This is a genomic window from Erythrobacter rubeus, from assembly GCF_014705715.1.
Lineage (GTDB): Bacteria > Pseudomonadota > Alphaproteobacteria > Sphingomonadales > Sphingomonadaceae > Erythrobacter > Erythrobacter rubeus.
The window spans coordinates 842,962-857,578 of record NZ_JACXLC010000001.1 but is presented as its reverse complement, the minus strand read 5'-3'; the positions used below and the strand labels follow the sequence as shown (position 1 = coordinate 857,578).

Below are 14,617 nucleotides of genomic sequence, written 5' to 3'. Positions count from 1 at the left end.
GTGGGTTAATGCACTGGAAACCCTGTCAAAATACCAAGCCTTAAGCGCCCGCAAGTAAATGCAAACTCCCGCTACAAATTGAAGCGCGCAGCCGCCCCGCAGCCACCGCCCGTCACGAAGGCGCATGGTTGAAAATGACGAGTTGCCGCGCCCCTAACTGGTTGATTTTGTTCATGTCGATCCGATTTGCCGCCCCGAAAACTCCGGGGCGTTCTCCGGCCTGCTCTCCCATCGCACGCGCAATGGCCCGCCGCGCGGTGGAGCACGCAGCGAATGACAATGGAGACACAGGACCGGCAGATGACTTGATGCGCGCCGCCTTGCGCCATTTTGCAAAGCACGGTCTTGGCGCAGCCCGCGCAGCGCGCGAACAAGCAGAGGACGCATTTTTCCGCGGCGATCGGCAAGCCTATGACTGGTGGCTGGGCATCACACGCACGCTCGACAAGCGTCTTGCGGCCGAGGCGGACAGCCAAATGCAGGCAGCAGAGCTCTCCTGAAGCCTGCCGAGCGATAAGACATCGGCCTAACCCACAGAAACATAACGATGAAAAAGGTAAGTACCGCGTTAACCTGAGCTTGACGTCTGTGCTTTAATCCCGTGTGCGATGAAAGTGTTGAGCACACTGGCGAGACTTCGCACCTTGCGTCTCGAGCGCGATTGGTCGGACAAACTGTCCGCCCGCGTCCGCCGCTTGCTCGTCACCACGCTCTATACCCAGCCCGGCAGCCTCGCCATCGGCGCGCTCAACGGGATTGCGGCCACGGCAGTTGCAGCATGGTTTTCAGGATTGCCCGAACTCTGGGTCGGCAGCATGGTCCTCACCATCATCGCGGTTGCGCGGGTCGCTGCGGCGCTGGGAATATCGCCGGAATCGAAGAAGACGAGCACCCAGACGCTCGAGATCATCTACGAGATCGGCGCATTCAGCTATGCCCTCGCAATCGGCGGGATCGCTGCGCTTGCCATCTGGCTGGAAACGAGCGCAGAGGTACAGGTGCTGCTGGTTGCCAACGCCGTCTGCTACGGCGTCGCAGTCGCTGCCCGCAATGCCGGCCGGCCGAGCATCGCAATTGGTCAGCTCACCCTCACTTGTCTGCCGATCATGATCGCCGCGCTGGCGATGACGAGCGCTGGTTATTTCACGCTGTTCATTACCATGGCGCTGCTTCTGCCGGCGATGGGATCGATCACGATGAACATCTTCAAGGTCTTGAGGGATTCGATCTCCTCTGCGGAAACCAGCGCCCGCTTGGCTGAAAAGATGAAGTTGCTCGCCCGGACCGATGTCGTCACCGGGCTCGCCAATCGCGCCGGGCTGAACCACGCGATGGTCGAGACCATGATGTCGATCGAGGATGACGCCAACCTTGCACTCTTCTGGATCGACCTCGACCGGTTCAAGGAAGTGAACGATTTGCTGGGCCATCCGGTCGGTGACCGGGTGCTGAGCGAAGTCGCGCGGCGATTGAGACAGGTGTGCCCCGACGATGCCACCGTGTCACGCTTTGGAGGCGACGAATTTGTCGTTTCCGCACCGGTGCTCGACCGCAAGCATGCGGAACGTCTCGCCAGCGAAATCCACTTCGAAATCATGCGCCCGTTCCGGATCGACGGCGATCGGCTCGAAGTGCGCGCGTCGCTCGGCGTTGCACTGTTGCCCGAAGACGGTTCGGACAGCGACACGCTGATGCAATGCGCAGACCTTGCGCTGTACCACGCCAAGATCGGCGGGCGCGGTCAGACGCGTTTCTTCGACAAGTCAATGACGCGCGATCTCGTGCGCCGCCGTGAAATCGAAGATGAGCTGCGCACAGCGCTGCAGCGCGAGGAACTGTCGATCTTCTTCCAGCCGATCGTCGATCTGGAAACCGGGCGCATAAGAGCATTCGAAGCGCTGATCCGCTGGTTCCATCCCGAAAAGGGCGAGCTCGCACCCGACGAGTTCATACCCGTCGCCGAGGAAACCGGCGTCATCGTCACGCTTGGCAACTGGATCACCGCTCAGGCCGCTCGCATCGCTGCGCAGTGGCCCGAAGACGTGACGGTCGCCGTCAATCTTTCGCCGCTTCAGATCCGCGCACCCGGTGCAGCGCTCGGCATCCAGAACGCGCTGCGCGAAGCGGGGCTCGACCCGCACCGGCTCGAGCTGGAAGTCACCGAAAGCCTGTTTGTCGAAGACAACCACGCCACCGCTAATTTCATACAGGAACTGTCGGCCATCGGCGTCAAGTTTGCGCTCGACGATTTCGGCACCGGCTACTCCTCGCTCGGCTACATCAACAATTATCCCTTCAACAAGATCAAGGTCGATCGCAGCTTCGTCTCGGGCAAGAATGTCGGTCGGAAGAGCGATGCGATCATACGCGCCGTCGCCGAAATGGGATCGACGCTGGAGATGGAAATTGTTGCCGAGGGGCTCGAAACGCTCGAGCAGGTCAACGCCGTTCGGGAAGCGGGCTGTACGCTTGGCCAGGGATACTATTTCAGCCGCGCAGTGCCGGATTATCTCGCGGCGATGCTGCTGGCGCAGGAACGCGAAGGCGACGCTCGCAAGGCGAGCGGTTAGACCCATCCGTAGCAGACTGGGTAGGTTGCACTCGCCCACGATTTCCAAAGCAGGAAAATGCGCGTGAAGGCCCTTGCGACAGGGTTCCGGATACCCGTGCCAAGATGCTCTTATTGCAACTGCGAACTATGTGCAAAGATAGTTGCCCGCTACGACCTTTTGGCGGTTGCAATCATACCTTCACCGGCTTACCTCGCCCTCTACGCATCCGGTTGCCATCGCCACATGGGACGAGGCTTAAGCGGCTGGAATGAGGCACTCCTTTTCGTCCCAGAATCCCAGGGAAGGATATCTCGAATATGGCCCAAGCGACTGGACGCAAGAAGATCGCGCTTATCGGCTCCGGCATGATCGGCGGCACGCTCGCCCATCTCGCCGCGAAGAAGGAAATGGGCGACATCGTCCTGTTCGACATCGCCGAAGGTATGCCGCAGGGCAAAGCGCTCGATCTTAGCCAGTGCGGCCCGATCGAGGGGTTCGACGCCAAGATAACCGGCACGAACGATTATGCCGATATTGCCGGTGCCGATGTCGTGATCGTAACTGCCGGTGTGCCGCGCAAGCCCGGCATGAGCCGCGACGACCTGCTTGGCATCAACCTCTCGGTGATGAAAGCGGTCGGCGAAGGCATCAAGAACAATTGCCCCGACGCTTTCGTGATCTGCATCACCAACCCGCTGGACGCGATGGTCTGGGCGCTGCGCGAGTTCTCCGGCCTGCCGCACAATAAGGTGGTCGGCATGGCAGGCGTGCTCGACAGCGCTCGTTTCGCGACCTTCCTCGCATGGGAATTCGATTGCTCGGTGAAGGACGTCAACGCATTCGTACTCGGCGGCCACGGCGACACCATGGTCCCGGTCAAAAGCTACACCACGATCAACGGCATCCCGGTGGACGACTATGCCAAGATCAAGGGCGTGCCCGCATCGCGCCTCGACGAGATCGTGGACCGAACCCGCAAGGGCGGCGGCGAGATCGTCGGTCTGCTCGGAAACGGCTCGGCGTATTATGCGCCCGCGACCAGCGCGATTTCGATGGCCGAGGCGTATCTTGGCGACCAGAAGCGCATCCTGCCATGTGCAAGCTATGTCGAGGGCAAGTATGGCCTTGACGGCCTTTATGTCGGCGTCCCCACCGTGATCGGCGCGGGCGGAACCGAGGAAGTGGTCGAAATCGAACTGTCGGACGAAGAGAAAGCCAATCTCAAGGTCTCAACCGACGCGGTCGAAGAACTGCTCGAGGCGTGCAAGGGGCTGGATAGCTCGCTGGCTTAGTGGCTGAACGTCGCACCGAGAAGCAGCGCAAAGACGCTGCCATCTTCTTCAAGAAGACAGGTCGCAAGGCCCAGAAAGGTGTGGAGCCAAACGACCGCGGATATGACCACGAGTTTCAGAAGAAACTCAGGCGAATACGACCAGAAGACTTTGACCGCCTGATTAATGGCGATGACTAAAAAGGATCAGAGATGTCCATCCTCGTAAACAAAGACACAAAAGTAATCACTCAGGGCATGACGGGTGACACCGGCACGTTCCACACGCAGCAGGCGCTCGATTACGGGACGCAAATGGTCGCGGGCGTGACCCCGGGCAAAGGCGGCACCACGCATATCGGCCTCCCGAATTTCAACACCGTGCGCGAGGCCAAGGAAGCCACCGGCGCGACCGCTTCGTGCATCTATGTGCCCCCTCCCTTCGCCGCCGACGCGATCTGCGAGGCGATCGATGCGGAGATGGAACTGATCATCTGCATCACCGAGGGCATTCCGGTGCTGGACATGGTGCGCGCCAAGGCTGCCCTGACCGGTTCGAAATCGCGCCTGATCGGCCCGAACTGCCCCGGCGTCCTGACGCCCGAGGAATGCAAGATCGGCATCATGCCGGGTTCGATCTTTCAGAAGGGCAGCGTTGGCGTGGTCTCGCGCTCGGGAACACTCACCTATGAAGCGGTGCACCAGACCACGCAGGTCGGCCTTGGCCAGACAACTGCGGTCGGCATTGGCGGCGACCCGGTCAACGGCACCAACTTCATCGACGTGCTCGACCTGTTCCTCGACGATCCCGAAACGAAGTCGATCATCATGATCGGCGAAATCGGCGGCTCCGCTGAGGAAGAAGCCGCTGAATTCCTAAAGGCAGAGGCCGCCAAGGGCCGCAGCAAGCCGACCGTCGGCTTCATCGCCGGCCGCACCGCGCCTCCGGGCCGCCGCATGGGCCATGCCGGTGCGATTGTGTCAGGCGGCAAAGGCGGCGCGGATGACAAGATCGCGGCGATGGAAGATGCGGGGATTCGCGTATCGCCCTCCCCGTCCGAGCTTGGCACCACGCTCGATGCGATGCTGAAGGAGCTCGCGTAAACAGACGCGAGTGGGCTGAAAGAAATGGCCTGAGCATAGGGCCGCACCTCACTCCTCCTCCCCTTGGAGAACCCATATGGGTCAAGAACCGAACGATTTTCTGCCGCAGATGACCGACCAGGAAGGCCCCCAGCCGGGGCCGTCCTGGGGCAATCCGAAATGGCTCGATTCCGTCAGCGATGCAGGCGCAGACCTGACAACGGCCATGGACCCGACACAGATGCGCGTCGCGGTGGAAAAGGCGGCGAAGGCGGCAGGCAAAGCGCTCAACCCAAAAGCGATCGAGGAAGCCGCGGCCAATTCGATTTCGGCGATGACGCTGGTTCGGCTTTACCGTGTGCGCGGCCACATGGCAGCGGATCTCGACCCGCTGGGCCTGTCGAGCAAGCGTGAGGAACCCGAAGACCTGACGCTCGCTTTCCACGGGCTTGCCGGTAAGGAAGCGCAGGAAGTGTTCGTGGGCGGCGTGCTCGGGCTTGAATGGACGACCGTGCGCGAATTGCATGACCGTCTGCGCGCCGTCTATTGCGGCAAGGTCGGCCTCGAATACATGCACATCGCCGACACCGAAGAGCGGCGTTTCCTGCAGGACAAGTTCGAAAGCCCCGGCGAAACGATCCAGTTCACCGACGAAGGCAAGAAGGCGATCCTCGCCGCCGTGCTGCGCGGTGAGCAGTACGAAGAATTCCTTGGCAAGAAATATGTCGGGACCAAACGGTTCGGCCTCGATGGCGGGGAATCGATGATCCCTGCGCTCGAAGCGGTCATCAAGCATGGCGGCAGCGCGGGCGTGCGCGAGATCATCTACGGCATGGCCCACCGCGGCCGGCTCAACGTGCTCGCGAACGTGATGGAGAAGCCTTACAAGGTGATCTTCCACGAATTCTCGGGCGGCTCGGCCAATCCCGAAGATGTCGGCGGATCGGGCGATGTGAAGTACCACCTCGGCACCAGCACCGATCGCACTTTCGACGGGATCGAAGTACACATGTCGCTGGTCCCGAACCCTTCACACCTCGAAACGGTCAATCCGGTGGTGCTCGGCAAAACGCGCGCGCAGCAGGCTGTGCGCGACGGGAAGAAAACAGAGCAGGTGCTGCCGGTCTTGATCCACGGCGATGCGGCGTTCGCAGGCCAGGGTGTCGTCTGGGAAAGCCTCTCGCTTTCGGGCGTGCCCGGCTATGACACGGGCGGCTGTCTGCACTTCATCATCAACAACCAGATCGGCTTTACCACCAGCCCCAATTTCGCGCGCTCCTCGCCCTACCCCAGCGATGTCGCGAAAGGCGTTATGGCGCCGATCCTCCACGTGAACGGCGATGATCCCGAAGCGGTGACCTTCGCGTGCAAGCTGGCGGTCGAGTACCGCCAGAAATTCGGCCGCGATGTCGTGATCGATATGTGGTGCTATCGCCGGTTCGGGCACAATGAGGGCGACGAGCCGAGCTTCACCCAGCCGCTGATGTACGAAGTCATCCGCAAGCATCCTAAGGTTTCGCGCATCTACGCCGAGCGGCTGATCGACCAGGGCGTGATCGACAAGGATCACCGCGACAAGGTCGCGTCCGAATTCGTCGCGCTGCTCGATGAGGAATTCGAAGCCGCGAAGAGCTACAACCCCAACGAAGCGGACTGGTTCGGCGGTCGCTGGGCAGGCCTCAACAAGCCTGCCGATCCGGAGACGGCGCGGCGCAATATCGACACCGCGATCGAACCCAAGATGTTCGACAGTCTCGGCCGCGTGCTGACCGAAGTGCCGGACGATGTGAACATCCACAAAACGCTTGGCCGCGTGCTCAAGGCAAAGGCCGAGATGTTCGAAAGCGGCGACGGGTTCGACTGGGCCACCGCCGAAGCGCTCGCCTATGGCAGCCTCGTGATGGAAGGCTACAATGTGCGCCTGTCCGGTCAGGATTCCGGCCGCGGCACCTTTTCGCAGCGCCATGCCGTGTGGGTCGATCAGGACGACGAGAGCAAATACATACCTCTCAACACCCTGCCCCACGGCAAGTTCGAAGTGCACGATTCCACGCTGTCGGAATACGGCGTGCTCGGGTTCGAATACGGGTTCGCGATGGCTGATCCCAAGACTCTGGTGCTATGGGAGGCGCAGTTCGGCGACTTTGCCAATGGCGCGCAGATCATGATCGACCAGTACATCGCCTCGGGCGAGGTCAAATGGCTGCGCGCAAACGGTCTCGTCATGCTGCTGCCGCATGGGTACGAGGGCCAGGGGCCGGAGCACTCCTCCGCCCGGCTCGAACGCTTCCTGCAACTGTGCGCGAATGACAATATCCAGGTCTGCAACATCACTACCCCGGCCAATTACTTCCACGTATTGCGCCGACAGATGCTGCGTCCGTTCCGCAAGCCGCTGATCATAATGACACCGAAATCGCTGCTGCGTCATCCGCTGGCGAAGAGCCCGCGCGCCGAGTTCGAAGGCGATCATCACTTCATGCGGATCAAATCCGACATGACCGAGATTCCCGACGAGAAGGTCAAGCGTCTGATCCTGTGTTCGGGCAAGGTCGCATACGACCTGATGGAAAAGCGCGATGAGGAAGGGATCGATGACATCTCGATCGTCCGCATCGAGCAGCTTTACCCCTTCCCCGGCGAACCGCTTACCGTGCGGCTGAAGCGCATGACCAATCTCGAAGAGATCGTGTGGTGCCAGGAAGAGCCGAAAAACAACGGCGCCTGGTTCTTCGTCGATCGCCTGATCGAGCTCGCAGCACGCGATGCAGGGTTCGACGGCATGCGCCCCATTTATGCAGGGCGCGAGGTTGCCGCCTCCCCGGCGACCGGCCTCGCCAAGCGGCATGTGGCGCAGCAGGAAGGGCTCGTTTCCGTCGCGCTCGACCTCGCCAATGTCGGCAAGACGAAAAATCGCAAACCCAAGCGGCGCGGCGGCGCTGCCAAAGCCTATTCCTGAGCAACACCCTTTGAAAGGGATCCATTGTCATGAGTACTGAAATCACCGTCCCGGCTCTCGGGGAATCCGTTACCGAAGGGTCGATCGGCGAATGGCTGAAACAGCCCGGCGATGCGGTCGCCGCAGACGAACCGATTGCGAGCCTCGAGACCGATAAGGTCGCCGTCGACGTGCCTTCACCCGTTGCAGGCGTGCTGCAGGAACACCGCGCCGCCGTGGGCGACACGGTGGAAGTCGGCGCAGTAATCGCCGTCATCGAAGAAGGCGCGACCGCCGCTGCCTCCGGTGAAGAGGCAGGGCGTAAAGAGCAGCAGAGCGATGCAGGCGAAGAGAAGCGCGAAGAGGCGGACAAGGATCTCGCCAACGCCGCGCAGACCCTCTCGCCCGCCGTGCGCCGCGCCGTGCTCGAACACGGGGTCGATCCCTCGACGATTAAGGGCACTGGCAAGGATGGCCGCCTGACCAAGGAAGACGTGCTGGCCGCGGCCAAGGCCAAGGGCGATCCCGCACCAGCGCCCTCGCCTGCTCCGACGCCGAGCCCGGCACCGGCTGCTGCAACGGGCGAGCGCAAGGAAGAGCGCGTCAAGATGACGCGGATGCGCCAGACCATCGCCAAGCGTTTGAAAGGCGCGCAGGAAGAGGCAGCGCTGCTCACCACCTTCAACGATGTCGACATGTCCGCCGTCATCGAAGCGCGCACCAAGTACAAGGACATGTTCGCGAAGAAGCACGACATCCGTCTCGGCTTCATGGGCTTCTTCGCCAAGGCTGCGTGCCTGGCGTTGAAAGACGTGCCGAGCGTCAATGCCTATATCGAAGGCGATGAGATCGTCTATCACGATTACGTCGACATCTCTGTGGCCGTATCCGCGCCCAACGGTCTCGTCGTTCCCGTCATCCGTGATGCCGACAAGAAGGGCTTTGCCCGGATCGAAAAGGACATCGCCGATTTCGGTGCGCGCGCCAAGGAAGGCACGCTGACCATGGCTGACATGACCGGCGGCACCTTCACCATCTCGAACGGCGGCGTGTTCGGATCGCTGATGTCGACCCCGATCATCAATCCGCCGCAATCGGCCGTGCTCGGCCTGCACCGGATCGAGGATCGCCCTGTCGCAGTGAACGGCGAAGTCGTGATCCGCCCGATGATGTACATCGCGCTCAGCTACGACCACCGCCTGATCGACGGACGCGAGGCCGTGACCGCGCTCAAGATTATCAAGGAAGCGATCGAAGATCCAACCCGGATGCTGATCGATTTATGAGGACGGGATGATGAAACGACTTGCTTTACCGCTCCTCGTGTTTGCATCGCTCACCGGATGCGATGTTGCCACCGACTTGGCGAGTGACGCCCTCGCCACGGAGGTGCGCGCGCAGTATATCGCGCAATGCGAAGGCGTTGCGGAAAGCGCGGGCATCGCCTCGGAAAACGTGACCGTCGCCTGCGATTGCAGTGCCGATAACTTCGCCACCGATCTTAAGGACGGCGAATTGCAAATCGGCCGCGCCCGGATCGAGGAAGTACTGAAAATCTGTGTGCAGAAACAGCTGGGTGCCCCCGGCGATGCCCCTGCGGAGAATATCAATGGCTGAATACGACTACGACGTTCTTGTTATCGGCGCCGGACCCGGCGGTTATGTCGCGGCAATCCGCGCGGCGCAGCTTGGGCTGAAGACCGCCTGCGTGGAAAGCCGCGAGACACTCGGCGGAACCTGCCTCAATGTCGGCTGTATTCCTTCGAAAGCGCTGCTGCACGGCTCCGAACTGTTCGAAGAAGCCGAAGGCGGCCATTTCGCGACCTGGGGCATCACTGCAAAACCGAAGCTCGACCTGTCGAAGATGATGGCGGAGAAATCCAAGGCGGTGGGCGAGCTCACCGGCGGCATCGAGTTCCTGTTCAAGAAGAACAAGGTAACCTGGATCAAGGGTCACGCCGCATTCGAAGACGCGCACAGCGTCAAAGTAGGCGGCGATACGGTGACCGCGAAGGACATCATCATCGCCACCGGGTCCAGCGTCACCCCGCTGCCCGGCGTCGAGGTCGACAATGCAGCGAAGCGGATCGTCGATTCCACCGGCGCGCTCGAACTCGAAGAAGTGCCCGAGCACCTCGTCGTGATCGGCGGCGGTGTCATCGGGCTGGAGCTTGGCTCAGTCTGGCGCAGGCTCGGTGCGAAAGTCACCGTGATCGAATTCCTCGACCAGCTGCTTCCGGGAATGGACGCCGATGTGCGCAAGGAAGCGGGCAAAATCTTCAAGAAGCAAGGCATGGACCTGATGCTCGGCCACAAGGTCACCGGTGCAAGCGTCAAGGGCAAGACTGTTTCGCTGACGGTCGAAAAGGCTGCTGGCGGCGATGAGCAGACCATCAAGGCGAGCCATGTGCTCGTGTCCATCGGCCGGCGGCCCAACACAGAGGGACTCGCGCTCGACAAAATCGGGATCGAGACCAACAAGCGCGGCCAGATCGAGGTCGGCCACGATTTCCGCACGAAGGTGGACGGTGTGTGGGCAATCGGCGATGTCGTGCCCGGCCCGATGCTCGCGCACAAAGCCGAAGACGAAGGGATCGCCTGCGCAGAGAACGTCGCGGGCCAGACCGGGATCATCAATCACGATGTCATCCCCGGCGTGGTCTACACGATGCCGGAGTTCGCCGATGTCGGCATGACTGAAGCGGAAGCGAAGGAAGCAGGCCACACCGTCAAGGTCGGCAAATTCCCGATGATGGCGAACAGCCGCGCAAAGGCGAACCGCGACACCGAAGGCTTCGTCAAAGTAGTGGCCGATGCGGAAACTGACCGCGTGCTGGGCGTCCATATCGTCGCCAGCCTTGCAGGCACGATGATCGCGCAGGCAGCGCAGGCGATGGAATTCGGAGCAACATCTGAAGACATCGCCTATACCTGCCACGCTCACCCGACTCATGCCGAGGCGGTGAAGGAAGCGGCGATGGCAGTTCAGGGCAAGCCGATCCACATGTAGTCAGGCAAAAGGAAACGATCATGGCCCGCACTGCAGCAATCATCGGAGCGGGCCAGATCGGATACGCCGCCGCGCAACGCTTCGCGTCCGCAGGCTGGGACGTCACCGTCCATGCGCGGACAAGGCCGGAATGGCTCGATCCGGAAAGCCACCGCTTCACGCACTATGTCACGGGCGACAATGTAGAGCCCAGCGCAGAAGCGGTAGTCGACACAATCGCCTTCGATGCGGACGATATTGCGGCTTACGATCCTGACACAGTGGGCCGTCTCATCGCCGTCTCGTCAGCGAGCGTCTATTGCGATGCAAATGGCCGCACACTCGATGAAGCCGCGCAGAACGGTTTTCCTGAATTCGCCCGGCCCATCGACGAGGATGACGCGACGGTGCCGCCCGGCGACGCGACCTACTCCACGCGCAAGGTCCGTATGGAGAACCGGGCGCTTGAGCTGTTCGGCGACCGGGCCACGATCCTGCGCCCATGCGCGGTTCATGGGCCATGGAGCCGCCATCCGCGCGAATGGTGGTTCGTGAAACGGCTGCTCGACGGTAGAGTGCGGATTCCGCTGCTCCTCGGCGGCGAAAGCGTCTTTCACACGACGACGGCGGACACGATCGGCGTGGTAGCCGTTCATGCCGCCAAGCAAGCGCTGGGCGGGCCATTCAATATCGGAGATCGCGCCCCGCCCTCGGTGCTGGAGATAGGAAGCACGATTGCGGGATTGCTCGGGCGAAAGGCCGAATTCATACGCGTGGAAGGATCGGATGGCTCCATCGGAAGAACCCCGTGGTCCGTCCCCCTCCCCTTCACCGTCTCATCGGCGCGCCTTGAGCAATCGGGCTTCACGGGATCGGTCGATTATACCGGCGGGGCTCAGTCTGCGATCAATTGGCTCGCGGATCGCAGCCCAGGCGACTGGCGCAAGGCTTTTCCGCAGCTTGTCGCTTATCCGTGGGACCTGTTCGATTACGACAGCGAAGATCATTTCATCGATCAAATGAACTAGCCGGCGCAAAGCTGGTTGCGCTTTGCAAAACTTCCCGTATGTGTATTGCCCTATTGATACAGCAATACGGGTGAGGTCTCATGGCAGTTCGGAAATCCATCGTCGGAATAATGGCCGCAGCAACCATCGCGCTGGCGGCACCGCAGCTTTCGGCGCGATCGGAAACCGGCTCTGCGCCCGCCGAGGTGTCCGAGGTCGCCGCTGCCGCGCTTGAACGGGACAACATCGCCGGGATCGGGATGGCCCGCATAGAGGATGGCGCGGTGGTCTGGACCGGATATTGGGGTGAGCAATCGCCGGGTGTTCCCGTTACTGCGGAAACGGCGTTCAACACGGCGTCGGTTGCGAAGACCATCATTGCCGAAACGGTGCTGCGACTGTCAGATCAGGGCCGAATGTCGCTGGATGATCCAATCGCAGAGCATTACATGCACCCTGATCTTGGCGAGGATCCCCATTACGCCGCTCTCACACCGCGAATCCTGCTTTCGCATCAGGCAGCGCTCAAGAACTGGCCGCATAATTACGACGACGAACGCATGGCCTTTACCGGCGAGCCGGGCACCGGACAGCTCAGCTATTCCGGCGAAGGCATCGAGATCGTGATGAACTATCTGGAGGCGCGCTTCGGCAAACCCTATCCGGAACTCGCCGAGGAGGTCGTGTTCGAACCTCTCGGTGTGGATGGCATCGCTGTGGGCCGCGAGGAGTGGCTGGAAGGACGGGTCGGCGAGCCGCGCGGCGGCGATGGCACTGTCTATCCGCCCTTTACCAGCAGCGGCAGTGGCCGTGTGATGCAAGTCGGCCGATACACCGCAGCCGACAATCTTTACGCAACCGTGCCCGGCTATGCGCAGCTGCTCATCAAACTGATCGAGGGAGACGGGCTCTCCGAAGAAATGCAGGCCGAACGGGCGGCGCAGCTCTCCAGCTCTCCCAGCGAGATGGGGTATTTCTGCATCACCGAAGCGGAGGATTGCCCCGATCCCATCGGTTTCGGCGTTGGATGGGGCCTGTTCGGAGAACCGGACCGCACCGTGCTCAACCATGGCGGGAACGACTTCGCCGAGCATGCACAGGTCTACTTTATTCCGGAAACCCGCGAGGGGCTGGTCCTGTTCGTCAACGGTGGAAATGCCTTCCCGACCGGCATCGAGCTCATCTTGGCGGTCGATCCTGATCTGCGCATGGCGAAGCATTTCGACGCGCTGATCAAGCGGATGCGCGAAGCTGAAGGCGGATAAAACAGCCTCCCGCGAATGTAGCGGGCACAAGCGCTATGGCGGACCACGCGGGCTTACGGTATCGGCTCATTTAGGCGCAGAGACTCGCTTCCCCGCGCCGCCACCGTGAACGGCGCAAGGGATCAGGGGGAATTCGCCCAGCATGGCCTATCCGAAACTCACCGATAAACCCGGCGCGGTGGAGACTGCGGCGGCGATACGTTCGGGCGAACTGAGCCCGATCGAAGCCGTCGACGCGGCGATCCTGCGGATTGAGCACCTCGATGCCGAGATCCACGCCGTGGCCGTCCCCGATTTCGAACGAGCCTGCGAGGCTGCGCGATCAATGGCTGGGCAGAGCGCAAGCGACGATAAACCGCTGTTCGGCGTGCCGATGACCGTCAAGGAAAGCTTCGATGCCGAAGGTCTGCAATCGTGCTGGGGGCATGAACGGCTTACCGACTACGTCGCCTCGCGCGATTCTGAGGTTGTGCGCCGGTTGAAGGCGGCTGGCGCAATCATCATCGGGAAGACCAACGTGCCCGTCGACCTTACAGACTGGCAGAGCTTCAATCCGGTTTATGGCCGCACGAAGAACCCGCACAACCCGGATCGCTCCCCCGGCGGATCGTCGGGCGGCGGCGCGGCAGCGGTCGCGAGCGGCATGGTCCCGTGCGAATTCGGGAGCGATATCGGCGGCTCCGTCCGTGTGCCTGCGCATTTCTGCGGGATCTGGGGGCACAAGACCACATGGGGCCTCGTCAGCAAGCGCGGGCACGATCATCCGCAGATGGCGCGGCGAGAGGGCTTTACCGCTGCGCATGACGGCGCGCTTTCCATCGCCGGACCGCTGGCACGCAACGCCGCGGATCTCGCGCTGCTCACCACGCTTTGCGGTGCGGTTCCGCTGCGCCGCAACGCCAAACCCTTGCGCGATTGCAAGGTGCTGGCGATTACCGAATTTCCCGGAAGCCCCGTGGATGCCAGCGTCTCCGAACCGACCGACCAGGCGATCGAAACCCTGATCGATGCCGGGATCCACATCGACCGGGCCAGCGCGCTGATCCCCGATCTCGCTCAGCAACAGACGGATTACCTGCGTATGCTCAACATCGGGCTGGCCCGCGGTGCCCCTTCGCCGGACGGCAAACGCGCAAGCGCCAGCGACTGGTTCGACCTGCTCGATGTGCAGGCCGCGAACGAATTTGCATGGGCGCAGCTGTTCGAGGCTTACGATTTCGTGCTTGCGCCGCCTGCGCCTGTGCTCGCGATTCCGCATTTGGAAGGGTCGGTTTTCGAGGCCACGATCCGGGTGAACGGCCAGGACCTGCCCGCCGGTGCAGCGCTGGCCTGGGCGGGGCTTGCGACCTTCCCGAACCTGCCGTCGACCGTGCTTCCGATAGGGGAAAGCAATTACGAAGGCACCGCCCTGCCCTGCGGGATGCAGGTGATCGGGCCGCGCTGGGGCGACCTCGATTGCATCGCCGCGGCCGAGGCTATCGGCGCGATCCTGCACTGCTGAGCGCTATGGCTG

The 14,617-nt window shown here is 61.8% G+C and carries 12 protein-coding genes; all 12 read left to right on the top strand.

The features are described 5' to 3' along the window. The first annotated feature begins 242 nt into the window (after positions 1-242). The 12 genes from IB285_RS04220 (at position 243) to IB285_RS04165 (ending at position 14,605) form a co-directional block, all read left to right on the top strand. Positions 243-500, top strand: coding sequence for a hypothetical protein (locus IB285_RS04220; RefSeq protein WP_234033057.1), 258 nt, complete (start codon positions 243-245; stop codon positions 498-500). 108 nt (positions 501-608) lie between these two features. Beyond that, positions 609-2,570, top strand: coding sequence for a putative bifunctional diguanylate cyclase/phosphodiesterase (locus IB285_RS04215; protein ID WP_190787003.1), 1,962 nt, complete (start codon positions 609-611; stop codon positions 2,568-2,570). A 299-nt stretch (positions 2,571-2,869) separates the two neighbouring features. Continuing rightward, a complete protein-coding gene (gene mdh / locus IB285_RS04210; RefSeq protein WP_190787002.1) occupies positions 2,870-3,844 on the top strand; it encodes a malate dehydrogenase in 975 nt (324 codons plus the stop codon). After that, a complete protein-coding gene (locus IB285_RS04205; RefSeq protein ID WP_190787001.1) occupies positions 3,844-4,023 on the top strand; it encodes a hypothetical protein in 180 nt (59 codons plus the stop codon). Before mdh ends, IB285_RS04205 begins: the two co-directional genes overlap by 1 nt. A 12-nt stretch (positions 4,024-4,035) precedes the next feature. Beyond that, the gene (sucD, locus tag IB285_RS04200; protein ID WP_190787000.1) at positions 4,036-4,926 is read left to right on the top strand and encodes a succinate--CoA ligase subunit alpha; all 891 of its coding nucleotides are present in this window, start codon (positions 4,036-4,038) and stop codon (positions 4,924-4,926) included. Between the two features lie 76 nt (positions 4,927-5,002). Further along, on the top strand, positions 5,003-7,864 hold the full coding sequence (locus IB285_RS04195; protein WP_190786999.1) for a 2-oxoglutarate dehydrogenase E1 component: 2,862 nt from the start codon (positions 5,003-5,005) through the stop codon (positions 7,862-7,864). A gap of 29 nt (positions 7,865-7,893) precedes the next feature. Then, positions 7,894-9,129 (top strand): 2-oxoglutarate dehydrogenase complex dihydrolipoyllysine-residue succinyltransferase, encoded by a 1,236-nt coding sequence (gene odhB / locus IB285_RS04190; RefSeq protein WP_190786998.1) that lies wholly within the window; start codon positions 7,894-7,896, stop codon positions 9,127-9,129. A gap of 10 nt (positions 9,130-9,139) precedes the next feature. Then, positions 9,140-9,460, top strand: coding sequence for a hypothetical protein (locus IB285_RS04185; RefSeq protein ID WP_190786997.1), 321 nt, complete (start codon positions 9,140-9,142; stop codon positions 9,458-9,460). Continuing rightward, entirely contained in the window at positions 9,453-10,853 is a 1,401-nt protein-coding gene (lpdA, locus tag IB285_RS04180) for a dihydrolipoyl dehydrogenase (RefSeq protein ID WP_190786996.1), read from the top strand. Before IB285_RS04185 ends, lpdA begins: the two co-directional genes overlap by 8 nt. A gap of 20 nt (positions 10,854-10,873) precedes the next feature. After that, positions 10,874-11,860, top strand: a complete 987-nt coding sequence (locus IB285_RS04175) for a Rossmann-fold NAD(P)-binding domain-containing protein (protein ID WP_190786995.1) — start codon at positions 10,874-10,876, stop codon at positions 11,858-11,860. An 80-nt stretch (positions 11,861-11,940) separates the two neighbouring features. Beyond that, complete coding sequence (locus IB285_RS04170; protein WP_190786994.1) at positions 11,941-13,104, top strand: serine hydrolase domain-containing protein; 1,164 nt, start codon at positions 11,941-11,943, stop codon at positions 13,102-13,104. 142 nt (positions 13,105-13,246) lie between these two features. Continuing rightward, positions 13,247-14,605 (top strand): amidase family protein, encoded by a 1,359-nt coding sequence (locus tag IB285_RS04165; protein ID WP_190786993.1) that lies wholly within the window; start codon positions 13,247-13,249, stop codon positions 14,603-14,605. The last annotated feature ends 12 nt before the right edge of the window (positions 14,606-14,617 follow it).

What these genes read in the sequence shown, in the direction of transcription:
- IB285_RS04220 (WP_234033057.1), top strand. Translation starts at nt 243, where the DNA reads ATGGCCCGCCGCGCGGTGGAGCACGCAGCGAATGACAATGGAGACACA.
- lpdA (WP_190786996.1), top strand. Translation starts at nt 9,453, where the DNA reads ATGGCTGAATACGACTACGACGTTCTTGTTATCGGCGCCGGACCCGGC.
- IB285_RS04195 (WP_190786999.1), top strand. Translation starts at nt 5,003, where the DNA reads ATGGGTCAAGAACCGAACGATTTTCTGCCGCAGATGACCGACCAGGAA.
- IB285_RS04165 (WP_190786993.1), top strand. Translation starts at nt 13,247, where the DNA reads ATGGCCTATCCGAAACTCACCGATAAACCCGGCGCGGTGGAGACTGCG.
- IB285_RS04170 (WP_190786994.1), top strand. Translation starts at nt 11,941, where the DNA reads ATGGCAGTTCGGAAATCCATCGTCGGAATAATGGCCGCAGCAACCATC.
- IB285_RS04215 (WP_190787003.1), top strand. Translation starts at nt 609, where the DNA reads ATGAAAGTGTTGAGCACACTGGCGAGACTTCGCACCTTGCGTCTCGAG.
- IB285_RS04185 (WP_190786997.1), top strand. Translation starts at nt 9,140, where the DNA reads ATGAAACGACTTGCTTTACCGCTCCTCGTGTTTGCATCGCTCACCGGA.
- sucD (WP_190787000.1), top strand. Translation starts at nt 4,036, where the DNA reads ATGTCCATCCTCGTAAACAAAGACACAAAAGTAATCACTCAGGGCATG.
- odhB (WP_190786998.1), top strand. Translation starts at nt 7,894, where the DNA reads ATGAGTACTGAAATCACCGTCCCGGCTCTCGGGGAATCCGTTACCGAA.
- IB285_RS04175 (WP_190786995.1), top strand. Translation starts at nt 10,874, where the DNA reads ATGGCCCGCACTGCAGCAATCATCGGAGCGGGCCAGATCGGATACGCC.
- mdh (WP_190787002.1), top strand. Translation starts at nt 2,870, where the DNA reads ATGGCCCAAGCGACTGGACGCAAGAAGATCGCGCTTATCGGCTCCGGC.